Raw genomic sequence first — 22329 nt, forward strand, 5'->3', positions numbered from 1 at the left:
CCCAGCAAGGCCGAGGTCCCCGAACGACCAAACCGTTTCCCCTCGATCACGGAGTCGTTCCCTCCTTTGACAGATCACCGATCAAGGAGAAGTTCCGTGCGCATCCGCACCACCCTCACCACTGCCGTAGTAGCAGCCGCCGCCATCGTCGGCGCCGCCGGCACGGCGAGTGCCGACAGTGCCCCCACCGGGCCGATCACGAACGGCGAGCTGCCGACCGGCCCGGTCAGTGGCGGACTGACCACGGAGGGCATGACCATGAGCGGGCTCCCGACCGACGCGCTCACCAAGGGCGGACTGCCCACCGACGCGCTGCTCGGCGGCGGGCTGTAGCCCCCACACACCACTTCGAAGGGTCTGGGAGCTCCGAGCTCCCAGACCCTTCCGCGTGCCTGTGCCGACGGGGCCGCAGAAATCCGTCCGTCACTCCACGAACGCCTCGGCCGCCGCGAGGTACCCGGCGAGCAGGGCGTGCGCGACCTCGTCCACGGCGGTGTCGTCGGGCAGGAACGCGGCCGAGTGCAGGCCCTCCTCGCCGCCCCCGGTGCCGACGAACAGCATCAGCGAGGGGAAGTGCGCGGAGTAGTAGGAGAAGTCGTCGGAGCCGGCCGATCTCAGTTCGGGTGCCGGTCGCAGGCCCAGCTCACCGAGCAGCGGTGTCGTCGCCGCGGTGAGTGCCGGGTCGTTGACCAGTACGGGCTCGCCGTGCACGAAGGAGACCTCGGCCCGGCAGCCCTGGGTGCGGGCGACGAGCTGGGCCGTTTCCCTCATCTCCCGTTGTACGGCGGCCCGTTGGTCCGTATTCATGGCACGTAGAGTGCCGCGGGCGCTCGCCGTGTCCGGTACGACGTTGGCCGCGCTGCCTGCGTCGAGCCGGGTGACGCTGAGGACGAGCGGTGACATGGGGTCGGTGCGCCGGCTGACCAAGGTCTGCAGGGCGACGACGATGTGGGCGAGCGCGGCGACGGGGTCGTGCGTGAGGTGCGGGTAGGCCGCGTGGCCCCCTTGCCCGTGCACGGTCAGCGTGAACTCGTCGGAGGAGGCGTTGACCGCGCCGGGCGTGCAGGCGACGGTGCCCGGTGCGAGGAGCGGCTGGACGTGGGCGCCGATGACCGCACGGCACTCTTCGCGCCGGAGGACACCGTCCTCGACGATGTCCAGCGCGCCGGACGGATAGGCCTCCTCGCGTGGCTGAAGGACCATCAACAGCGGTACGGCGTCGTCGACTTGGTCCACCGCGAGGGCGAGTGCCGTCGCCGCCGCCACATGCACGTCGTGTCCGCAGGCGTGCATGACGCCGTCGCGCCGGGAGGCCCAGGGCGCGCCGGTCCGCTCGGTCACGGCCAGGGCGTCCATCTCTCCGCGTACGGCGACGGCGGGCCCCGGGCCGCCGATGCGGACGACCGCTCCCGTGTCGGCGGTCTTGGTCACGGCGCAGCGGTCTGGCAGGGCCTCGATGACCGTGTCACGGGTCTGGCCCTCGTCGCCGGACAGGCGCGGCTCGGCGTGGAGGCGGTGGCGCAGGGCGAGCGCGTCGGGCAGGCGCCTTCGCAGTTCCTCCGTGAGGCAGGCGCGCACTGTGGCGTCGACGGTCATCGCGTCTCCGTCAGTCCGTAGACGCGCCGGGCGTTGTCCCGGCCGGTCAGGCGGACGACGCGGGCGGCCTCGTCGGGGTGCCAGTCCCCGTCGTCGACCCACCGTCCCAGTGCGCGGCGCATTCCCCGACGCCACAACAGGGCGCCCAGGTAGTGCAGTTCGGGCGGGCCCCAGGCGTCGGACGAGTAGAGGACCTTGGAGAAGGGGGCGAGTTCGAGCGATTCGGCGATGAGGGCGTCGGAGCGGGCGCCCGTGTAGTTGACGCCGAGGCCGACGTCGAAGTACACGTGCGGGAAGATCTGCGCGAGGTAGCCGGCCCCCCGCTGGTACGGGTAGCAGTGCAGGAGCAGCAGGTCGACGCCGTACGGCTGGACGTTCTTGATGAAGCGCGTGAGCAGCAGCGGGTCGCAGCGGTGCAGTTCCACGTCGGCGTCGCCGTAGCCGGCGTGCAGCTGGATCGGCAGGCCGCGGTCGACGCCGGTCCAGAGGGCGAAGCGCAGCAGCACGGGGTCGGACACGCGGTAGCTGCCGGTGTCTTGGGCTTCGCGCAGCCAGGTTCCGGCGGCGCGCATGGTCTCGTCGTCGGTGGGGCGGTCCGGGTCGAAGTCGAAGCCGTGGCGGTAGGCGATGATGCTCTTCACGCCGACCGCGCCGGCGGTCCGTTCGGCGAGCAAAGCCCGGAACCGTTCGGGAAGTTCCGTGGCGGTGACTCCGCTGCGGGCGACGTCCTCCAGGACGGATTCGAGCCGTACGACCTCGTGGGCTGCCTGTCCCGAGGCCCTGGCCATCTCGTCCACGCCGAGGATCGCCTCGCCCTTGTGTCCGGTCTCGACGAGGTAGTCGCCGATTCCGGTGGCGGTGAGGAGGCGGCGCGTGACCTCGGCGGGGCCGAGGGCGCCGCGGGCGGCGAGGTAGGACTCGGCGGAGGCGTGCGGTTCGAGGCCCAGGAGGGGTGCGCACCAGCGGCGTACGGCGAAGCCGAGCTGGGAGTCGAGGTGGGTGGTGCCGGGTGGTGCGGGCCAGTCGGACTCGGTGAGCATCAGCTCGAATCCGGCGCGGTCGGTGTCGTCGCGCAGCGCGCCGTGGACGTGGTGGTCGACGAGGGGCGTGGTGCGCAGGGCGGCTTCGAGGGTGGGGTGGGCTTCAGTGGACACGTGCGGTCTCCCGGGCGCGGGCGGCGTCGTCGAGGCCGTCCAGGCGGTCGAGTTCGTGGTGGCGGACGGCGAGGTGGGTGGTGAGCAGGTCGGGGTCGAACCAGGAGCACGCGACCTTGTCGGCTTCCAGGGCCTGGAGGGCCTCGGGCAGGGTGCCCGGCAGGGCGGGCACGTCGGCGAGTTCACTCTCGTCGGCGTTCTCGGGCCACACCACCGGCTGCGGGTAGTCGGCCGCGCTGCCGCTGAGCCCCGCCAGGCCGGCGCGGACGAGCACGCCGAGCGCGAGCCAGGGGTTGGCGGTGGCGTCCGCCGCCCGGTACTCCAGGTTGAACTGGCGGCCTTGCTCGCCGCCGCCGAGCCGGGAGGTGGGGCAGATCCGCAGCAGTGCCTCGCGGTTGCGTTCGGCGAGGAAGACGCCGCCCACGCTCCAGCGGTGGGGGGTCAGTCGCAGGTACGAGGTGGGGCTGGGCGCGGTCCATGCGGTGAGTGCTCGGGCGTGGCGCAGGATGCCGGCGGCGAAGCGGGCACCGGGTGCGGACAGGCTGCCGGGCCGTGCGGGGTCGTGGAGGACGGGGCGGCCGTCGGCGTCCTGGAGGCTGAGGTGGATGTGGACGCCGTTGCCGGAGCCGGCGGGGTCGGGCAGCGGGGCGAAGCCGGCCCGCAGGCCTCGCCGGCCGGCGAGGTCGCGGACGAGTTCCCGCAGCAGCACGGCGCGGTCGGCGGCGGTGAGGGCGTCCGCCGGGCGCAGGGTGATCTCGAACTGGTCGTCTCCGTACTCGGGCAGCCAGTTCTCGGGCCGCAGCCCGGCCGCGTCGAGGAGGGCGAGGAGGTCGGAGCCGAACGGCTCGGCGGCGCGCAGGCGTTGGAGGGAGAAGGGGCGGGTCGCGGGGAGGCCTTCGAGGGTGAATTCATGCTCGAAGGACGCGGTGACGCTCAGGCCCGTGGTCTCGCGCAGTTCGTCGAGGGCGGTGCGCAGGAAGGTGCGGGGGCAGCACGCCCAGGGCTCGCCGTCGAGCCGGGTCTGGTCGGCGAGGTAGAGGCGCAGGCCGGGCTTGCCCGCGTCGGGGTCGGCGGGGATGTCGGTCCGGGTGGCCTCGTCGGGCAGCAGGCGCAGGTCGCCGGTGGAGCCGAACGCGGTGCCGGGCGCGATGGGCCCGAAGGACGTGATGCCGAGATTGGCGGGGACCCATCCGGTGCCGGTCCGCAGAACGTCCTCTTCGTCGGTGTGGGGTACGGCGCGGCCTCTGACCTGCCCTGACAGGTCGCAGGTCGCGACGAAGACGGTGGCGGCATCGGACATCGACGGCTCCTGAACGGGTGCTGTGGTACGGGAAGTCGAGCGCGCGGGCGGTACGGGCGGCGCGGTCATGAGGGGCGGCCGCTGGGTTGTGCGGGGTGGGGCGGCAGCGGGTCGTGGGCCTGGTCGGCCGGTACCGGTCCGGCGTCGTCGGTCTGTTCGGCGCGCAGGCTGTCCCCGATGCGCTGGGCCCGCTCGGGAGCAAGGACCACGATCGCGGCCCCGGCCAGGCACCAGGCGCCCGCGATCCACGGGAAGTAGCTGTACGGCGCTTCCTGACCGGTGGACTGCTCGACGTAGACGAAGACGAGGTAGGCGATGGCGGCGACGGGGACGGCCACTTCCCAGCGGGGTATGCGGCCCCGGCCGGAGAGGGTGAAGGCGATGACTCCGGCGCCGGCGACCGCGTAGGCGACGAGGAGGCAGAGCACCCCGATGGTGGCGAACCAGTAGTAGGCGTCGAAGGCGCCGGTGCCGGCGGCCCAGACCGTGGCACACAGCAGGACGCCGATGACGCCGGTGGTGCGCAGCGCGGGGACGGGGGCGTGGGTGCGTGGGTGGGTGCGGGCCAGTCGGCGCGGGCCGAAGCCGTCGCGGGCCAGGGCGAAGCACAGGCGGGAGGCGGCCGCTGAGGAGGAGAGGGCCCCGGCGAAGGCGGCGGCCGCCGCGGTGAAGGCGATGACGAGGGCGAACCAGGTGCCGATGTACTGCCCGGCGAGGGTGGACAGCGACGACTCGGCGGAGGCGAAGGCGGCGATGCCGCGGTGGTCGGTGCCGAAGCCGATGGTCTGGGCGAACATCACGCCCACGTAGAGGATGCCGGTGAGCACGATGCTGCCGACCAGGGCTCGGGGGATGTTGCGCTTGGGTTCGTCGGTCTCTTCGCCCAGCGAGGTGCAGGCCTCGAACCCCGCCCAGGAGAGGAACGCGAACACGGTGGCGCTGACGATGGCGCTCGCGCTGTGGCCTCCCGTGGTGAAGGGGGTCAGGTCGAAGCGCTGGCCGTGGGGCGCGCTGCCGGTGCCGACGCGGATGACGACGACGGCGCTCAGCACCAGCATGGCCAGGATGCCGATGCCCTCGATCAGGAGAAGCGCGCGGGCGGTGATGCGGGTGTCGCGCGAGTTGAGCACCGTCACGCCGAGGGCGGCGATCAGTGAGATCACGATCCAGGGGCCGCTGTCGTGGATCCCGAGCGCGGCCAGGAAGGCGTTCACGAAGACGCCGGTGGCGGCCAGGGTGCAGGTGAGGAAGGCGATGTACGTGCCGAGCAGGGCGAATCCGCCGAAGAAGCCGGCGCGCGGGCCGATGGTGCTGCCGGCCAGGGCGTAGACGGAGCCGGCGTGGCTGATGTGCCGCGTCAGGCGCCAGAACCCGTAGCCGACGAGGGCGACGCCGAGGAGGCCGAGGAGGAAGACAAGGGGGACGGCGGTGCCGACGGCGTCGGCGACCCCGGCGCCGTTGAGTCCCATGGCGAGGGTCGGGCCCATCATGCCGACGGAGAGCGCCCAGGCCTCCCACAGTCGGAGCTTGCGTCGGGGCCGGTGTTCGTCGGGCACGAAGGCTCCCTGCGGGCGGGGCCGCTGCGTGCGGCCCGGACCCTGATATGAAATAGCCATTCCAGGTAGGGCGTCAATAGTCGCCCACAAGTGAAACGGTTCTTTCACTCTTCGGTTCTCGCCCGGCTCGGCAACCCGGCTCGCCTGTCCCGAGAACCGCTGCGTCGCCTCAGGCCAAGTCCGTCCCCGGCCCGGCCTCCAGGGACCCGAGCGCGTCGTCGACCGCGCGCATCCGCCGGGCCGCGGCCGTCCCGAGGCGCGCCTGAACGGCGGCCACCAGCGCCTCCACCAGCGCGAGGGGCGCCACCAGACTGTCGAACGGGCTGGGCGCCTCCACGCGCGCGGGCAGCACGACGTCCGCGAACCGCGCGACCGGCGACAGCCACGGGTCGGTGACCAGCACGATCGTCGCGCCCCGCCCGTGAGCGAAGCGAGCCAGCTCGACGGTGCCGCGCTGATACCGCCTCAGATCGAAGACCACGCACACGTCCCGTGGCCCCAGGTCGGCCACGAGGCCCTCGTCGCGCCCCGCCCCCCGCACATGCAGCAGCGTGTCCGGGCGCATCAGCCGCAGATGCAGGTCCAGGTACTCCGCCAGCGTCGAGGTGAAGCGCCCGCCGAAGCCCACGACCCGCCTCGACGGGTCGCACAGCAGCTCCACGGCCCGCTCGAAGTCCTCCGCCGACAGCGCGGCGAAGGTCTGCTTCAGGGCGGCGCACCCCACATCGGCCGCCACCTCCATCAGTTCCGACGTGTCCGAGGCGTCGGTGATCACCGCCGGGATCGTCAACGGCGAGGCCCGCCGCGCCTGCACCTCGTCGCGCAGCGCCGCCTGGAAGTCCCGGTAGCCGGCGAACCCGAGGCGGGCCACGAAGCGCACCACGGTGGGAGCGCTCGCGCCGGCCCGCGCGGCGAGCGCCGAGGTCGACTCGAGGCCCGCGGCGGGATAGTGGCCGAGCAGCGCCTTCGCGATCTTCCGTTCACCGGCGGAGAAGGAGTCCTGCGCGCGGCGCACCCGGTCGGCCACCGTCTGCGTGGCCGCGCGCGAGGTGTCGCCGTGGTCCTGGGGGGAGTGCATCCGTTCCTTCTCTCCGCTCGCTTCGGGTGCTGCCGCGCGTCGCCGGGGGTGGCCGGACCGCGCCTCGGATCGTGTCATCTCGCGCCGTCCGCGACATGGTCGGCGCCGGGGTTCTTCCGTTCCCGCCGGGCGCCCCGGGCCGTCGCGCCGGCGCCGACGACCGGCGAGCCGACGGGGGTGAGCCGCCCGTCCTCGCGCCGCACGAAACCGCGCTTGGGCGTCTGCGCGGTCAGGGTCACGTCGACCTGGTCGATGCCCTCCTCGGCGCCGGTCACCTCGTCCAGGAACGTGTAGAGGGCGGCACGGTCGGCCAGGGCGATATCGGCGACGAGCTGACAGTCCCCCGTGGTGGCCACCAGGTAGTGCACCTGCGGGCAGCGCGCGAGCCGGGTGCCCACCTCGGTGGTGCGCCCCGGCGCCACCCGCAGCCACAGTTGCGCCTCGACGGGCATGCCGAGCAGGGACGCCTCGGCGTCGGCACGGATGAAGACCATCCCGCGGGCGCGCAGCGCCTCGATCCGGCGCCAGGCCGTGGACGGTGAGATCCCCGCCGCCGCCGCGATCTGGTCCGTCGTCGCCCGGCCGTCCAGGGAGAGCAGTTCCAGGACCGCGTTCTCCTCCGCCGTGGGTTCCGCCGGGCGTGCCGCGAGACTGGCGACCGGATCGAGGTCGGTGCGTGCAAGGGCCGCCGTCTCCTCCGCCGTCAGGACGTCGAGGCGCCACTCGTGCGAGGACTTGAAGTACCGCAGGACCGCGTGCGTGCGCAGCGAGGTGACGCCCGGGAGCGCCGCGACCTCGTCGAGGACCATGGGCAGCAGTCGCTCCCGCCCGACGTCCATCTCCACGAAGCAGTCCGTCGACCCCGTCACCACCGACACCCAGCGGATCTCGGGCATGGCCGCCAGGCTCCGCGCCACCGCACGCAGCCGCCGTGGTTCGCAGCCGATCCGCAGCAGGTACGGCTCGCCCCACCCGACGAGCTGTTTGTGCACGATGCCGACGACGGCCACCCACCCCTCCTGGAGCAGCCGGGAGGCCCGCCGCGCCACCGTGCGTTCGCTCTCGCCGAGGGCGCGGGCGATGCGCCCCCACGAGGCGCGGCCGTCGATCTGGAGGGCGGCGACGATGCGGAGGTCGAGCGGATCGAGCAGGGCCCCGGGCGCGGGCCCGACCGGCCTGGCCTGCGGGCAAGCGCCGCCTCGCGCACTCGGCGCCCGCCCGCCGCCCGGCACGGGTCCGCGCCCGCTCCCGCTTGCCCGACCTGAGCGGAACTCCGTCACCTGACACCCCCTCATATGGCTGATTCTTTCAATCAAAGCAAAACCGTTGTCTGTTGTCTGCAGATCGTGCCAGCCTGCACCATCAATTTGCCCAGCCCTCTCCCTCTGGCAGGCACTCATGACCTCCTCCAGACCCTTCACCGCCCAGCACTCCTCCGACGCCCCCTCCCCCGCCGCTCCGCCTCGGGACGAGCCCTCCTCGTTCCGGCGCAGCCTCATCGCCGCCAACATCGGCGGGGCGATCGAATGGTTCGACTGGAACGTCTACGCGGTCTTCGCCCCGTTCTTCGCGGCCCGCTTCTTCCACACCGCGAACCCCGTGTCGGCACTCCTGTCCACGCTCGCCGTCTTCGCCGTCGGCTTCCTCATGCGCCCGCTGGGCAGCGTCCTTTTCGGCCGCCTCGCCGACCGGCGCGGCCGCAAGGTCAGTCTCACCGTGTCGATCACCCTGGCCGCCGCCGGCGGACTCCTGATCGCCGTCACCCCCGACTACGGCACCATCGGCGTCCTGGCGTCCGTGCTCCTGCTGGTGGCCCGCACGGCCCAGGGCATCGCGCACGGCGGCGAGGTCGGCGCCTCGTACACCTACGTCGCCGAGATAGCCCCGCCCGGCCGTCGCGGCCTGTGGTCCTCGACGTCCTACATCAGCGTCACCCTCGGCACGATGGCCGCGACCGGCCTCGGCGCGCTCCTCAGCGCGGTGCTCACCGACGACCAACTGCACACCTGGGGCTGGCGGATCCCGTTCGCGCTCGGCGCGCTCTTCGCCCTGTACTCGATCTACCTGCGGCGCAACCTGGCCGAGAGCACGGCGTTCGGCACCACGAAGCCCTACCCCAAGGCCTCGGACGGCCCGAGCCGCGCCTCGTTCGCCCTGCTGTGGCGGCATCGCCGCCCGGCCCTCCTGAGCATGGGGCTCACCATGGGCGGCACCGTCGGCTTCTACACGTGGGTGGTCTTCGCCCCGTCGTACGCCGTGTCCGCGAAGGGCATGAGTGCCACCTCGGCGCTGGTGGCGGGGCTGCTCGCGCAGTGCGTCTTCCTCGTCACGCTGCCGGTGGCCGGCCACCTCTCCGACCGCTTCGGACGCAAGCCCGTCTACTACGTCTGCGCCGTCGGCTACGTGGTCCTGCCCTTCCCCCTGGACTGGATGGTGCGCGGCGCCTTCTGGCAGCTCTTCGTCGCCATGAGCATCGCCCTCATGGTGATGGCCTTCTCCAGTTCCATCATCGGCGTGTTCTTCGCCGAACTGTTCCCGACAGAGATCCGCGCCACCGGCGTCGGCGTCCCCTACTCCGTGGCGGTCGCCCTCTTCGGAGGCAGCGCCCCGTACCTGAACACGTGGCTGAGCGGGATGGGGCTGCACGCCGTCTTCACCGGCTACCTGGTCGCGCTCTCCGCCGTGTCCGTGGTCTGTCTGCGCCTCCTTCCCGAGACACGGGGACGCACGCTGTCATGAGCAGCAGGACAGCCGGCACTCACCTCCCCCAAGGAGCCCTCGTGACCTCTTCCCCCACCACCGCAACGCACTTGTGGAGCCTGACCGCCGTCGAACTGCGGGCCCGTCTGCTCGCCGGGGAGATCTCAAGCCGGGAGGTCGTCGACGCGTTCCAGCGCCGTATCGAGGAGGTCGATCCGCAGGTCAACGCGATCGTCACGCACTGCCCCGAGCGGGCCCTCCAGGCAGCCGGTCGGGCGGACGACACTTTCGCGAGGACCGGTCGCCCGCTCGGTCCGCTGCACGGCCTCCCGGTCGCCCACAAGGACCTGGTCGAAACGGCCGGACTGCGCACCACCTACGGCTCCCGCGCCTACGCCGGCCATGTACCGGACCGGGACGCGCTGCTCGCCGAGCGCTACCGCGAGGCGGGCGCCATCCTGATCGGCAAGACCAACACACCTGAGTTCGGGGCGGGTTCGCACACGGTCAACGATGTGTTCGGCGCCACCCGCAATCCGTACGACCTCACACGCAGCGCGGGCGGCAGCAGCGGCGGTGCGGCCGCCGCGCTCGCGACCGGCATGCTGCCGATCGCCGACGGCTCCGACATGGGCGGTTCGCTGCGCAATCCCGCCTCGTTCTGCAACGTCGTCGGTCTGCGGCCGTCCGTCGGCCGCGTACCGGACTGGCCCTCGGCGGCGCCCTACTTCCCGTATGCCACGAACGGCGCTCTGGGGCGCTGCGTCGAGGACGTGGCGCTGCAGCTGGCGGTGCTCAGCGCCCCCGATCCACGCGCTCCGCTCGCCGCGCCGTACCCGGAGAGCTTCGATCTCGGCAGCTCCTTCGACGCCGCGGGCCGTCGCGTGGCCTTCGACGCGGACCTGGGCGGACTGCCGGTCGATCCTGCGGTGAGCCGCGTGCTGGCCCTGGTGCCGCAGGTACTCGCCGCCCTGGGGTGCGACGTCCACGAGGGCGGTCCCGGCTGGGAGGGCGCCGACGACGCCTTCCTCACCTGGCGCGCCTGGTACCAGGTGCTCTGCTTCGGTGAACTCGTGGACCAGCAACGGGAGTTGCTGCGGCCGAACATCGTCTGGAACGTCGACCAGGGGCGCCAGGTCACGGGCGAGGATCTGGGCAGGGCCGAGAAGCAGCGCGACGCCGTCACCGAACGGGCCCGCGCCTTCCTGGCAACCCACGAGTTCCTGCTCTGTCCGGTGAGCCAAGTGGCGCCCTTCGACGTCACCCTCAACCACCCGCCCGAGGTGGACGGCGTCCCCACCCGGCACTACCTGGACTGGATGCGGGCCTGCTCCCGTGTCACCGTCACCGGACTCCCGGCCGCCTCCGTTCCGTTCGGGTTCACCGACGACGGACTTCCCGTGGGTGTACAGGTGGTGGGCCGCCCCGGCGCCGACGCGGACGTGCTGCGGTTCGCCGGCGCAGTGCAGCAGGCGGCCACCGGATCGCGCGTGGCTCCCGTCGTGGGCACGATCGGCGGGCAGCGCGAGCCGATGTGAGGCGCCTCGCCCCTCCGGTGTCGGGTACGCGACGAACAACGGACCGTAGTCACGCCGCCACCTCCCCCTCCGGCGCCACGGGCACGAGAACGCGCGGAGCGGATCCGCGAACAGCCGCTGTGCGGCGGGGGCTGCCGGGTCGCCCTCCGAGCGGATGGCGTCTCGTCTGTCGAGAATGGTCATGAGCACGTGGCATGCTGCTCGTCGGCTCGCGGGCGGCGCCGACCGGTGTCGCCCGTACGCCCTTTCCTCTTGATCAGTTCCTGCCTAGGTGAGCACCACAAATGAAAGAAACAGTGAGATTCCCGAGCGTCGTCGGCCCCGAACTGGCCGGCGTGATCGACCTGCCGGAGGGCGAGGTCCGCGGTTGGGGGCTCTTCGCGCACGGCTTCACCCTCGGCAAGGACTCGCCGGCCGCCGCACGCGTCTGCAAGCAGCTGGCCCGCGAGGGCATCGGCATGCTGCGCTTCGACAACCTCGGCATCGGCGACTCCGACGGCGACTGGGGAGACGGATCCTTCACCGTCAAGGTGCAGGACACAGTCCGCGCCGCGGCTTTCATGGCCGAGCGCGGGACACCCGTCGACCTGCTGGTAGGACACTCCTGGGGAGGCGCCGCCGCACTCGCCTCCGCCCCTGAGATACCGGGCCTGCGCGCGCTGGCCACGATCGCCGCGCCCGTCGACCCCAGCCACGTCGAGCGGCAGTACGACTCGGTCCTGGACCGCGTGCTCAGCGACGGCTCGCACGGGTGGTTCGTCGGCGGGCGCACCCTCGTCCTCAAGCGCGCCTTCGTCGAGGACGTCCGCAAGGCACACCTGCGCGACCGGATCGGCGAGCTGAACCTTCCGCTCCTCGTCGCACACTCCCCCACCGACTCCACCGTCGGCATCGACAACGCCGCGGAAATCTTCCAAGAGGCCCGCCACCCGCGCAGCTTCATCTCGCTCGAAGGAGCGGACCACCTGCTGACCGCGCGCGGGCAGGCACAGCGGGCCGCGCACATCATCAGCGCCTGGGCCGACCAGTACCTGGACGAGGCACGGCCCTGAGCAACGGCTCCGCGTGCCGTGAACTTCTCCGTGCCGCTGCTTCCTCCTGCGCGCCGGCAGGTGAATCCGGTGCCGACATCGTCGAATATGCCCAACCGCCGGACACCCAAGGCAAATTGACTCTTCGTCATAACCGTCCGCGTTCCTGGCGGAACCGCACCCCGAACCCTCGCCTTTCCCCTCTCGGCGTTGCCTGATCATGATGGGATGGACGGGCACCCCGGGGCGCCCGTGATCAGCCGGGACCGCCGGCAGGGAGTGCCGGAGAGGTACCCGAGGGAGAGCACTGGATGTTTGGCGGCAACATCGCGGTCGTCGGTGGCAGCATCGCGGGCTGCGCGACGGCCCTGGCAGCGTTACGGGGCGGCGCGGAGAAGGTCACCATCCTGGAGCGGGCCGCCGACCGGCTCCAGGAACGAGGGGTGGGCGTGACCCTGCACCAGGACCGTTACGCCGAGTTGGAAGCCGCCGGGTATGCGGACGCCGACATGCCGTGGAGCCCGGTCGACCAGCGCATCTGGACGAGACGTGACGGCGAGTCGGAACTCGGCCGGGCCGTCGGAGTGCAGGACACCCCGTTCCGCGCGTACTCCTGGGGTTCCCTGTGGAGTGAGCTGCGCCGGCGAGTGCCCGCCGAGGTCGAGTACCGCTCCGGCGTGAGCATCGCGGCCGTGGAGGAGGACGCCGAGGGTGTGACGCTCGACTTCACCGCCGGCGGGCGGGAGCGCTTCGACGTCGTCATCGGCGCCGACGGTTACCGCTCCGTCGTCAGGGACACCCTGTTCCCCGGCCTCCGACCCACGTACGCGGGATACCTCGGCTGGCGCGGCGCCTCGCGGGGTGCGCCCGAGTGCGGCTCCCCGGACCTCGTCTGGACGGATCTGCGTACCGTGGTCTTCCCCGGCGGTCACTGCGTGATCTACCGAATACCGGACGGCGCGGGCGGCATGCGGGTCAACTGGGTGCTTTACACCACACCGCCCGAGCACCTGGCGCTCCCCCTGGATCTGCAGACCCCGACCTCGCTGCCGCCGGGCAAGCTCAGCGCCGAACTCGACGCGTTCGCACGGGATTTGGTGCACAAGCACTTCCCGCCCTACTGGGCCGAGTGCGTGCTGCGCACCCCGCGCGAGGAGTCCTTCATCCAGCCCATCTACGACCTCGAGGTGCCGCACTACGCCCGCGGCCGGCTCGCCCTCGCCGGGGACGCCGCCACCGTCGCCCGGCCGCACACCGGCGGCGGGGCGGTCAAGGCACTGCAGGATGCCCTGATCCTGGAGCAGGCCTGGCGGGCACACGACGACTGGGCGACGGCCGCCGCGGCGTACGACACCGGTCGGACCGCGCTCGGCGCCTCGATGGTCGAGCTGGGCCGCACGTTCGGACAGGCCCAGGTCGTCGACACCCCGGACTGGGAGACCATGCGCACCTCGGACTTCGACGCCTGGTGGAAGGCGCAGATCGGCGGCCCGGAGCGCAGCAGCGGCTTCGGCGGCCACGCACTCCAGAAGGACAGCCCCGAGTAAGACCGCCGAGGGCGCGCCACCGGGTGCCGGGCTCGCCTCAGCCGGTGGCGCGGCCCGGTCACTCCGTGGGCGTCAGGGCGAGAGTCCGGTCGAGGGCGGCCGGGTCGGCGCGGACCTCGTCGCCGTCGAACCGGGCGGCGACCGCACCCGAGGTGAGGACCGTGACCGTGTCCGCGCAGGCGCGGGCGAGTGCCGCGCTCGGCGACATCAGCAGCGAGGCGACTCCCTCGTCGGCGAGCGTACGGATCAACCCCTGGATCTGCTCGACGATCACTGGCGCGAGGCCCTCCGTCGGCTCGTCGAGCAGCAGGACGCGCGGGCTGCCGAGCAGCGCCCTGGCCAGGGCCAGCATCTGCTGCTCGCCGCCGGAGAGTTGCGCGCCCCGGTTGGTCCGGCGCTCGGCGAGGCGGGGCAGCAGACCGAGGACGCGCTCCGGCGTCCAGGCAGTGCCCCGGCGTCCTGCCTGCGCGCGCGGCCGGTGGGCAAGACGCAGGTGCTCGGCGACGGTCAGCCCGGCGAAGACCCGGCGGCCCTGCGGGACCAACCCGACGCCCGCCCTTGCCACTTGGTGTGCCCGCCGGCCCGTCAGGTCGACCGCGTCCAGGCGGACCGTCCCCGACGTGGGGCGCAGCAGCCCTGCGACGGTGTGGACGAGCGTGCTCTTGCCCGCGCCGTTGTGCCCGACGACGGCGTGCACGGTTCCGGGCGGCACCTCGACGTCGACGCCGTGCAGCACGGTGCCGCCGTGGTAACCCGCGGTCAGCCCGCTGATGTGGAGCACGGTCCGCTCCCCTCTCCCCGGTGATCGACTTCCCGTCCCGGGTGGCCGGTTCCTTCTCCCAGGTAGGCCTCGCGCACGTCGGGGTGGTTGAGGGCCACGTTGGTCGGGGCCGTGAGCAGGGCCTTTCCGTCCTTCAGCACCGTGACGGTGTCGGCCAGGTGCGTGACCACCCCGGTGTGGTGTTCGACGAGGAGCATGGCGACATCCCCGGGGAGTTGCCCGAGTACGTCGAGCAGCCGCCCGATGTCACGGTCGGTGAGTCCGGCAGCCGGCTCGTCGAGGAGCAGCAGGCGGGGGCGGCAGACCAGGGCCGCCGCGAGATCGAGCAGTCCGCGCCGGCCGTGTGAAAGCTCGGAGGCCAGGCGGTGCGCCATGTCGCCCAGACCCACGGCCGCGAGCTGCTCGCGCGCCGCCGGGACACGCTCGCGCCGCGGGTGGTGGCGCCAGGCGGCCAGGACCAAGTTGTCGAGCACCGTCAACTCTCCGATGACGGTGGGCTGTTGGAAACTGCGCGCAATGCCGTGCCGCGCCCGGCGGGCAGGCGCGGTACGGGTGAGGTCGCGCCCGCCGAGCACGATCGTGCCGCGGTCGGGGCGTTCCGTGCCCGCGATCAGGTGGAGCAGGGTGGTCTTGCCCGCGCCGTTGGGTCCGATGACGGCGTGCCGGGCCCCGGCCGGCAGCCGCAGGCCGACACCGTCCAGTGCCGTCACGCTGCCGTACCTCCGGGTCAGCCCGTCCAGGACGAGAACCGGCGGCAAGGGGTCGCGGTCGGTCATGACACGGTCTCCCGGGACGGGGCCGAGGCCGGGGGCGGAGGCGGGACGCTCCGAGCGGTCACACCCGGCATCGGCATCCGGATGCCGGCAAGGCCGCGCGGCAGCACGTACACCGACACGACGAAGAGCGCGCCGAGGAGCAGCGGACCGTGTCCGGGCCAGGCGCCGGACAGCCAGTCGCGAGTGCCGACGATCAGCGCGACGCCGAGCAGGGTGCCCGCGACGGAGGTGGTGCCGCCGATCACGGCGGCGAGCATCGCCAGGGCGGCGATCTCGAAGCCGACGTCCGCGGGCGACACGTAACTCTGCGCGACCACGAGCAGGGAACCGCCGACCCCGGCGAGGGCGCCGCCGCCGATGTAGGCGAGCAGCAGATAGCGGGAGACCGGGTGGCCGCTCGCGCGCATGCGCGCCTCGGCGCTGCGGGCGCCGGTGAGCAACTGCCCTGCCCGGCTTCGGAGTACGAGCACCGTGGTGACGAGGACGGCTGCGGCTGCGGTGAGGACGTACTGGTACGTGCCGACTTCGTCGCCCAGGGGCTCGGCGCCCCACAGCGGGCGGGTCGCGGGGAAGCCGAAGAAGCCGTCGGTGCCGCCGGTGACGGACGTCATCTGAGCGACGGCGGTGCGCGTCAGCTCGCCGATCGCGAGGGTGATCATCAGGACGGTGACGCCCCTGGCCCGGATCACCGCGGGTCCCGTGAGCAGCGCGAACAGCGCCGCGGCGGCGCCGGCCAGGGCGAGTTGTACGGGTCCCACGGTCGCGAAGCCCTCGTCGGCGGCGATCGCGGTGACGTACGCGCCGACCGCGAAGGGCGCCGTCTGGCCGAGCACCGGGAGGCCCGCGTAGCCCGTCAGGACGGTGGAGCTGACGGCGACCAGGCCGAGGGCGAGGGCGTAGCCGGCCAACGAGAGGGTGTAGGCGTCCACCATCCAGGGCGCGGCCGCGAGCAGGGCGAGCAGCAGCACGAGGGGCGTGAGCCGACGCACGGGTGCGGGCGTGCCGTCCAGGATGCGTGGCAGGGCGGCGATCCGTGACAGGGCTGCCGCGGACCGGCCCTTGATCGCCTGGGCACCCTTGTTCGCCTTGGTCGCCGCTGAGGGTGTCCGGAGTGCGGGTGTCCGGCGTGCGGGCGGCTGTTCCGGGTGCGTCGGCTCCGGCGCCGCGGTCGCGCGCTGCGGGCGCAGGATCAGTGCACCCGCCATCGCGGCCATGAGGAGGTAGGGCGCCAGGTCGGGGGCGAGCGAGACGCCCAGTGTCTGCACCTCACCGACCGCGATCGCCGCGAGAAGGGTGCCCCACAGCGAGCGAAGACCACCGAGGACGACGACCACCAGCGAGAGCATCAGCACGGTCTCCGCGGTACTGGGGCCCGGACCGATGATCGGCGCCCCGAGCACGCCGGCCGCACCGGCGAGGGCGCCGGCCGCCATGAGCACACCGGTGTGCACGAGGCGGGGGCTGATGCCGGTCGCCGCGAGCATCTGCGGGTCGTCGGCGGCGGCGCGCACCGCCGCGCCCGCGCGGGTGCGGGTGAGCACCCAGGTGCCGAAGGCGGCGAGCAGCACGGCCATCACGATGAACACCAGGCGGTACGCCGGGTACCTGTGGCCGAGCAGGGACACGGAGGTGTCGAGGGCCCCCGGTACCCGTACCGGCAGTTCGTCGGAGCCGAAGACCGCGGTGAGCAGGTTGCCGCCGATCAGGGCGAGCCCGAAGGTCAGCAGCGCCTGGGCGAGATGGCCGCGCCGGGCGAGAGGTTCGGCGGCGGCGGCGAGGAGCGCCCCCGCTCCCCCGGCCGCCGCCGTTCCCGCGAGCAGGCCGAGCAACAGACCGCCCCAGGTGCCGTCGCTCAGTTCGGCACCCGTGGCGGCGCCGATCGCGTACAGCGTGCCGTGCGCGAGGTTCAGCACGCCCGCGGTGCCGAACGCCAGGCTCAGTCCGGCGGACACCACGAACAGCAGCAGACCGTAGGCGACTCCGTCGACCGCGGGGACGAGCTGAGCGTCGAGGACCCCCATCAGCTGCCGAGCGTCGCCAGGTCCTGGACGACGACGTTCGCCAACTGTTCGCCGTCGCGCTTCACTTGGCGCAGGTACCACTTCTGCACGGGCGAGTGGGTGGTCTTGCTGAACTCCCAGGAGCCGCGCGGGCTGTCGATCCGCCCGAGGTCGCCGACGGCCTCGTTGATGCTCTCGGACGTGATCTCCTTGCCGTCCTCGGCAAGATCCCCGACGGCCTTGTCGAGCACTGCGGCGGCGTCGTACGCGGACATCGCGTAGGTGGTGGGCGGCAGGTCGTGCTTGGCGGTCCAGTCGGCGACGAACTGGCGGTTGGCCTCGTTGTCGAGGTCGGCCGCGTAGTTGAGCACGGAGTAGATGTCCTTGGCCGCCTCGCCCTCGGCCGGCAGCGTGCCGCCCTCGGTGAGGAAGCCGGGCGAGTACAGCGGCAGGTCGGCCACGTCGGACTGCTTGTACTGCTTCACGAAGTCGATCGCGGCCTTGCCGGCGTAGAAGCAGTAGACCGCCTTGGCGTCGGTCTTGGCGATGTCGTTGAAGTACGGGGTGAAGTTGGTGGTCTTGGGGAACGGCGTCCACTTGGTCTTGCCGTCCGGGTTGGCGAGCTTGCCGTCGGCCTTGGCGAAGGCCTCGGTGAAGCCGCGCATCTCGTCGTAACCACCCTGGTAGTCGGGGCCTATCGCGTAGACGAGGCCGTCCACCTCGTCCTTGATGTGCTGGGCGATGGCCTCACCCGGCTCCTCGGAGAGGAAGCTCGTGCTCCAGATCCACTTCACGTCGGTCTTGGTGGGGCGGCCGCCGGTGGCGAGCAGGGGCACCTTGTTCTTGGTGACGAGGGGCTGGACGGCGGCGAAGGAGCCACCGCCGCCGACGCCGGCTATCACGTCGACGTCGTCCTTCTTGATGAGCTTGGTGGCGGCGGGCACCGCGGTCGGCGCCCCGTCGCCCTCGTCGGCCTGCGTCAGTTCCACCTTGCGCCCGCCGAGCTTGTTGCCGTGTGTGTCCAGGTAGAGCTGGAAGCCGTCGCGCATGTCCTTGCCGATCGCCTCGTACGTTCCCGACAACGGCACAAGAACACCGACCTTGAGGGTGTCGTCGCCGCCTCCGGAGGCAGCGCTGCCGCTGCAGCCCGCGACCGCGGTCATCGCGAGGGCCACCAGTGCGGCACCGCCCGCGCGCTTTCTGCGCCGGTCGGAGCGACGGGCTGTGAGGACGTTGTTCATGACAGGGACTCCAAGGGGTGGTACGAGCGGTATGGAGGGCGTCGTGGACAGGGGCGTGGGCGGGGGCGTGGGCGGGCGGGGTTTTCGGCGGGTCAGTGGGCGTGCTCCGGACTGCCTGCGTCGCGGATCTGCGGGGACAGGGCGCCACCGACCTGGTCGATCAACTCCGCCATGGAATAGCTGACTTCGCCGATGTCGGCCTCGCGGGTGGTGACGACGACGAGGGAGGCGCCGCTCGAGACCGCCATCGCGAAGAGGTAGCCGCCGTCCATCGCGGTGAGGCTGTGCTCCACCGGGTCGGTCCGCAGCAACTGCGCCGCGCCGGACATCAGGTTGACCAGTCCCGCGGAGATGGCGGCGAGACGGTCGGCGTCGTCCTGGTCGAGGCCCGTGAAGGCCAGGGCGAGCCCGTCGACGGAGACCGCGAGAGCGTGCGTGACTTCGGGGACTCGGCGGGCGAAGTCGCTGAGCAGCCAGTCAAGGGAACCGACTGGTTCGGGTTGGGTCATCGCGTGCTCCGTTGTGTGCTGTCGTCGGGCGAGCCGGTGGTGGTCTGCGTACCGGTCGTCTGCGTGCGGGTGGTTTGCGTGGCGGTCGTCTGCGTGCCAGTGCTTTGCGTACCGGTGGTCTGCGTGCCGGTCGTGCCCCCGGCGTCGGCTCTGCGGTCGGGGGAACCGGGGGAACTACGACGGGTGCTGCGGCTGATGCCTTGGGCGTAGGCCGAGAAGACGTCGGAGACCTGCCGGGAGTCCCGGCGGCGCGGCACCTTGCGGGCACGTGTCGCCGAGTCGTGCTCTCCCGCCGCCGGGCGCGTGGGTGTGGGCTGCGTCGGACCGCCGGGCGCGGCCCGCTTGCGGATCGGCAGACCGGAGGCGCTCACCCCGGCGATCCTGCTCTCCACGGGGACGGCACTGCCCGGTGCCCGCCCGGTCGTACGGACACCGGAGCGAGACGGGGCCGTTGCGCGCTGTTGCGCGGGCTCCGCGCGATCCGCAGGTGCTGCGTTCTCGGCGTACGTCGCGTCCTCTGTGCCCGCTGCGTGCTCCGCGTGCTCCGCAGGGCGGGGGCGGAGGGCCGTGGTCAGGCGGCCACCGCTGTCCTGCGGCCGCACCGGGAGCGCGGGCAACGGCCTTCCGGCGGTTGCCGGGGCACCGCTCTCCTCGTCGTGCGAGCGGGCGGTCTCGGGTTCCTGACCCGCTTCACCCTCGTCCGGCCCGGTGTGGTTCTCGTTCGGGCCGGTGTGGTTCTCGTTCGGGCCGGTGTGGTCCCGCGCGAGTGCCGGGCCCACGGCAGCGTGCGGCGGCGGCACAGGCACCAGGGTGTCCATGCCGGGTTCGGCGAGCAGTTCCCTCGGGAGCACCACCTCGACGATGGTTCCGGGCCCGGAGGACTCGCGCAGTTCGACCACGATGCCGTGCCGGGCCGCGAGACGCCCCACGACCTGCAGGCCCATGGTGTGTACGGCGCCAATGTCGGTCTGCGGCGAGGCGAGTTCGGCGTTGAGTGCCGTGCGGCGCGCGTCCGGCATTCCGATGCCCTCGTCGACTATCTGGATCACGGCCCGGTCCCACAAGCTCCAGGCAGCCACGCCGACTTGGGTGTCGGGCGGCGAGAACCGGGTGGCGTTGTCGAGGAGTTCGGCGAGCATGTGCGCGATGTCGTCGACGACCCGTGCGGCCATGGTGATCGAGGGCTCGACGTGGCCGAGGCTCACCCTGTCGTAATGCTCGATCTGCTGGGCCGCGGCGTAGATCACGGAGACACAGGGCGCATCGGCGGGACGGACTCTGCCGCCCCCGACCCCGCCGAGCACGAGAAGGTTGTTGGCGTTGTGCTCCATCCGGATGGCCAGGTGGTCGAGCGCGAACAGGGCCTCCATCCGCTTGGGGTCCAACTCGTCGCGCTGCACCCTGTTCAGCTGCGCGGTCAGAGCCGAGTTGAGGCGTGCGCCGCGCCGGGCCACGGTCACCAGGGTCTCCGCGAACCGGTCGCGGGACCGGGCCTGCTCGCCGGCGAGCCGGACTGCCGCGTAGTGCACGGAGTTGAACGCCTGTCCCACCTCGCCCATCTCGTCGTCGGCGAGGTTCACCAAGGGCGTGCCCGCCCGCCGGGCGATCTCGTCCGGCGTCTCCCGGCCCGCGGAGCCGAGCTGGGCGAGCTTGCGCACCTCGTCGGGCAGGCGCTTGTGCGCCACTTCGTGCGCGGCGTCACGCAGGTCCCGGAGCCTGCGGATCAGGTCGCGGCCGAGTCGTACGGCGATGAGCAGGACGGCCACCAACATGAGGACGACCAGGGCCAGTTCGGACACCGCCCACCAGACGAGGCGGGTGCGCTCCTCGGTGACGGTGTCGAGCAGGTCGGCGTCCGCCCGCCCCACCACCGACCGCAACAGCTCCTGCCGGTCGGCCATGGCGTCGGTCCAGGCGGTGCGGCTGATGTCCAGCCGCTCCCCCGCGGCGCTGCGGGCCGCTTCGGCGGCGAGCTTCTCGGCCGCCGTCGCTCTCGGCCCGGACAGCGTGCGTTCCATCCAGGTACGCCACTGCGCAGGCCCGACCGCGGTGACGGTCTCGTATGCATCCGTGTAGCCGAGCCGGGTCGCCTCGAACGTCTGGAGCGAGGCGGGCGTGAAACCGCCGTCGGAGAGCGCCCGTACGACGGCGACCTCCTGCAGGGCGACGTGCTCGGCCGCCTCCGACAGCGCGGCGGCGGCTCGGATGTGGTCGGCCACCTCCGCCTTCACCCCGTCGGCCTGCGCGATGCTGTCGCGGAAGGAAACGAGGTCGGCGATGGCGATGCGGTAACCGAACGCCACGGAGGACAAGGAGTCGACACCGGAGCGCACTTGGGCGCGCAGCGACGCGATCCTGTCCAGAGACTTGTCGATCCTCTGCAGTGTCGCGTTCGTGGCGGACGGCATGGAAGAGAGCCCCGCGCGCTTCTCCCGGTAGCGTGCGACGCTCTCGTCGGTGTCCCGGGCGAGCTTCCCGAACCGCTCTCCGGACCTCCGCGCAGAGGTGACCTGCATCGAACCTTCCGCGCGTTCGCGCTGTAATCGGTACGTCAGATCACTGGCCGCTTGCGCTACTTCGATCGCCGCCTCCAGTCGTACGGCCTGGACGGCCTGTCCGGTCGACGGGGCCAGGGCCCGTCCGGCGAAGGCGACAGCTACGGCGAGCGGCACCGCCACCAGCAGGATCAGACGATGCGAGATCCTGGCGGTACGGGCACCTCCGCCGAGCCCCTTGCTTGGTCGGAGCAGGGGTAATGACATCAATGCGACACCTGAACTGCAGTTGGAAGTTCCAAGGGTGCGGCAGCGCAGAGAGCCAACTCGCCTATGTTGTATGCGAGTTGACCGTATCCCCCGTGCAGCGCGTGTCGATGCTAGGTCGCCCGCGGGAGGGGAGGACCGCCCCGCACAAGAAAAGGCCTGATCAGGGGCGTGATCTGCATCACATCGTGATCGTAATTGATCAACATTTTGCTGGACAATGATCACCAAACGTCCCGGCGCGAGGCCCCGTTTCGAGCACACGGGAGCCCAGCAGCATCAACACTTTCCGAAACCGCATCGCCACCGGGGCAGGGGCGGTGCGAGGTGGCGTCGGCCAGGAAGTGGAGCGGAGCGGGAAGATCGGTGCGACCAACGGGTCGCCTGCATCTACGAGTTCAGAGGCACCACCGCCGTACGGACGGGAGCAGTGGGCGCTGCGGGACCGGGTACTCGTAGGCCCTAGAGTGGGGCGGTCTTGAAACAGCAAGGAAATGGGGACCAAGTGGTCGACATGACAGCCGCGGCGCGGAAGGTCTTCGACCGGTACGACGTCGACGGGGACGGGCAGTTGACTGCCGAAGAGTACCGGCAGGTCGTCGCGGAGCTCGGCGACCCGGGTGTCACCGCCGAGGCCGCGCAAGACCTCATCGACACCATCGACAGCGACGGTGACCGGAAGGTCTCGTTCGAGGAGTTCCGGGCCTCCATGGGGCTCTGACCACCGCACCACCGCCTGTGCCCCCCCCGAACCCGCCGT

General features: G+C 72.0%; 18 protein-coding genes. 6 read left to right on the forward strand and 12 right to left on the reverse strand.

Annotated features, from left to right (window positions below):
• The first annotated feature begins 96 nt into the window (after positions 1-96).
• On the forward strand, positions 97-333 hold the full coding sequence (locus QIS96_RS09620; RefSeq protein ID WP_282542034.1) for a chaplin: 237 nt from the start codon (positions 97-99) through the stop codon (positions 331-333).
• A 90-nt stretch (positions 334-423) separates the two neighbouring features.
• Here the strand turns inward: QIS96_RS09620 and QIS96_RS09625 are convergent, their stop codons facing one another.
• From QIS96_RS09625 to QIS96_RS09650, 6 genes are all read right to left on the reverse strand, one after another.
• A complete protein-coding gene (locus QIS96_RS09625; RefSeq protein ID WP_282542035.1) occupies positions 424-1596 on the reverse strand; it encodes a M20 metallopeptidase family protein in 1173 nt (390 codons plus the stop codon).
• On the reverse strand, positions 1593-2750 hold the full coding sequence (locus QIS96_RS09630; RefSeq protein WP_282542036.1) for an amidohydrolase family protein: 1158 nt from the start codon (positions 2748-2750) through the stop codon (positions 1593-1595). Before QIS96_RS09630 ends, QIS96_RS09625 begins: the two co-directional genes overlap by 4 nt.
• Positions 2740-4050 carry a type I glutamate--ammonia ligase gene (locus QIS96_RS09635; protein ID WP_282542037.1) on the reverse strand — a complete coding sequence of 437 codons (1311 nt, stop codon included), beginning with the start codon at positions 4048-4050 and terminating at the stop codon, positions 2740-2742. The genes QIS96_RS09630 and QIS96_RS09635 overlap by 11 nt, the downstream gene beginning before the upstream one ends.
• Before the next feature lie 65 nt (positions 4051-4115).
• Positions 4116-5606 (reverse strand): APC family permease, encoded by a 1491-nt coding sequence (locus tag QIS96_RS09640; RefSeq protein WP_282542038.1) that lies wholly within the window; start codon positions 5604-5606, stop codon positions 4116-4118.
• A gap of 169 nt (positions 5607-5775) precedes the next feature.
• Positions 5776-6684 (reverse strand): MurR/RpiR family transcriptional regulator, encoded by a 909-nt coding sequence (locus tag QIS96_RS09645; RefSeq protein ID WP_282542039.1) that lies wholly within the window; start codon positions 6682-6684, stop codon positions 5776-5778.
• A 74-nt stretch (positions 6685-6758) separates the two neighbouring features.
• Positions 6759-7916, reverse strand: coding sequence for an Lrp/AsnC family transcriptional regulator (locus QIS96_RS09650; protein ID WP_282542040.1), 1158 nt, complete (start codon positions 7914-7916; stop codon positions 6759-6761).
• A gap of 166 nt (positions 7917-8082) precedes the next feature.
• Here QIS96_RS09650 and QIS96_RS09655 point away from each other — a divergent pair, with 166 nt between their 5' ends.
• The 4 genes from QIS96_RS09655 to QIS96_RS09670 all read left to right on the forward strand — a co-directional run bounded on the left by QIS96_RS09655 (position 8083) and on the right by QIS96_RS09670 (position 13500).
• Positions 8083-9423 (forward strand): MFS transporter, encoded by a 1341-nt coding sequence (locus QIS96_RS09655; RefSeq protein WP_282542041.1) that lies wholly within the window; start codon positions 8083-8085, stop codon positions 9421-9423.
• Between the two features lie 41 nt (positions 9424-9464).
• Positions 9465-10922 carry an amidase family protein gene (locus QIS96_RS09660; protein WP_282542042.1) on the forward strand — a complete coding sequence of 486 codons (1458 nt, stop codon included), beginning with the start codon at positions 9465-9467 and terminating at the stop codon, positions 10920-10922.
• A 296-nt stretch (positions 10923-11218) separates the two neighbouring features.
• Positions 11219-11974, forward strand: a complete 756-nt coding sequence (locus QIS96_RS09665; protein WP_282542043.1) for an alpha/beta hydrolase family protein — start codon at positions 11219-11221, stop codon at positions 11972-11974.
• A gap of 290 nt (positions 11975-12264) precedes the next feature.
• Positions 12265-13500 carry a Rossmann-fold NAD(P)-binding domain-containing protein gene (locus tag QIS96_RS09670; RefSeq protein WP_282542044.1) on the forward strand — a complete coding sequence of 412 codons (1236 nt, stop codon included), beginning with the start codon at positions 12265-12267 and terminating at the stop codon, positions 13498-13500.
• A gap of 58 nt (positions 13501-13558) precedes the next feature.
• Here the strand turns inward: QIS96_RS09670 and QIS96_RS09675 are convergent, their stop codons facing one another.
• The 6 genes from QIS96_RS09675 to QIS96_RS09700 all read right to left on the reverse strand — a co-directional run bounded on the left by QIS96_RS09675 (position 13559) and on the right by QIS96_RS09700 (position 21569).
• Positions 13559-14281: an ABC transporter ATP-binding protein gene (locus QIS96_RS09675; protein WP_282542045.1), complete on the reverse strand. Its 723-nt coding sequence runs from the start codon at positions 14279-14281 to the stop codon at positions 13559-13561.
• On the reverse strand, positions 14260-15057 hold the full coding sequence (locus QIS96_RS09680; RefSeq protein WP_282542046.1) for an ABC transporter ATP-binding protein: 798 nt from the start codon (positions 15055-15057) through the stop codon (positions 14260-14262). Before QIS96_RS09680 ends, QIS96_RS09675 begins: the two co-directional genes overlap by 22 nt.
• On the reverse strand, positions 15054-17078 hold the full coding sequence (locus QIS96_RS09685) for a branched-chain amino acid ABC transporter permease (protein ID WP_282542047.1): 2025 nt from the start codon (positions 17076-17078) through the stop codon (positions 15054-15056). The genes QIS96_RS09680 and QIS96_RS09685 overlap by 4 nt, the downstream gene beginning before the upstream one ends.
• Positions 17078-18298, reverse strand: coding sequence for an ABC transporter substrate-binding protein (locus QIS96_RS09690; RefSeq protein ID WP_282542048.1), 1221 nt, complete (start codon positions 18296-18298; stop codon positions 17078-17080). Before QIS96_RS09690 ends, QIS96_RS09685 begins: the two co-directional genes overlap by 1 nt.
• A 92-nt stretch (positions 18299-18390) precedes the next feature.
• Positions 18391-18807, reverse strand: coding sequence for a roadblock/LC7 domain-containing protein (locus tag QIS96_RS09695; protein WP_282542049.1), 417 nt, complete (start codon positions 18805-18807; stop codon positions 18391-18393).
• Positions 18804-21569 carry a sensor histidine kinase gene (locus QIS96_RS09700; RefSeq protein ID WP_282542050.1) on the reverse strand — a complete coding sequence of 922 codons (2766 nt, stop codon included), beginning with the start codon at positions 21567-21569 and terminating at the stop codon, positions 18804-18806. The genes QIS96_RS09695 and QIS96_RS09700 overlap by 4 nt, the downstream gene beginning before the upstream one ends.
• A gap of 514 nt (positions 21570-22083) precedes the next feature.
• Here QIS96_RS09700 and QIS96_RS09705 point away from each other — a divergent pair.
• Positions 22084-22290 (forward strand): EF-hand domain-containing protein, encoded by a 207-nt coding sequence (locus QIS96_RS09705; RefSeq protein ID WP_282542184.1) that lies wholly within the window; start codon positions 22084-22086, stop codon positions 22288-22290.
• Positions 22291-22329 lie beyond the last annotated feature (39 nt).

It is taken from the genome of Streptomyces cavernicola, from assembly GCF_029968035.1.
Lineage (GTDB): Bacteria > Actinomycetota > Actinomycetes > Streptomycetales > Streptomycetaceae > Streptomyces > Streptomyces cavernicola.

What these genes read in the sequence shown, in the direction of transcription:
- QIS96_RS09685 (WP_282542047.1), bottom strand. Translation starts at nt 17,078, where the DNA reads ATGGGGGTCCTCGACGCTCAGCTCGTCCCCGCGGTCGACGGAGTCGCC.
- QIS96_RS09655 (WP_282542041.1), top strand. Translation starts at nt 8,083, where the DNA reads ATGACCTCCTCCAGACCCTTCACCGCCCAGCACTCCTCCGACGCCCCC.
- QIS96_RS09690 (WP_282542048.1), bottom strand. Translation starts at nt 18,298, where the DNA reads ATGAACAACGTCCTCACAGCCCGTCGCTCCGACCGGCGCAGAAAGCGC.
- QIS96_RS09705 (WP_282542184.1), top strand. Translation starts at nt 22,084, where the DNA reads ATGACAGCCGCGGCGCGGAAGGTCTTCGACCGGTACGACGTCGACGGG.
- QIS96_RS09680 (WP_282542046.1), bottom strand. Translation starts at nt 15,057, where the DNA reads ATGACCGACCGCGACCCCTTGCCGCCGGTTCTCGTCCTGGACGGGCTG.
- QIS96_RS09670 (WP_282542044.1), top strand. Translation starts at nt 12,265, where the DNA reads ATGTTTGGCGGCAACATCGCGGTCGTCGGTGGCAGCATCGCGGGCTGC.
- QIS96_RS09625 (WP_282542035.1), bottom strand. Translation starts at nt 1,596, where the DNA reads ATGACCGTCGACGCCACAGTGCGCGCCTGCCTCACGGAGGAACTGCGA.
- QIS96_RS09700 (WP_282542050.1), bottom strand. Translation starts at nt 21,569, where the DNA reads ATGTCATTACCCCTGCTCCGACCAAGCAAGGGGCTCGGCGGAGGTGCC.
- QIS96_RS09695 (WP_282542049.1), bottom strand. Translation starts at nt 18,807, where the DNA reads ATGACCCAACCCGAACCAGTCGGTTCCCTTGACTGGCTGCTCAGCGAC.
- QIS96_RS09635 (WP_282542037.1), bottom strand. Translation starts at nt 4,050, where the DNA reads ATGTCCGATGCCGCCACCGTCTTCGTCGCGACCTGCGACCTGTCAGGG.
- QIS96_RS09645 (WP_282542039.1), bottom strand. Translation starts at nt 6,684, where the DNA reads ATGCACTCCCCCCAGGACCACGGCGACACCTCGCGCGCGGCCACGCAG.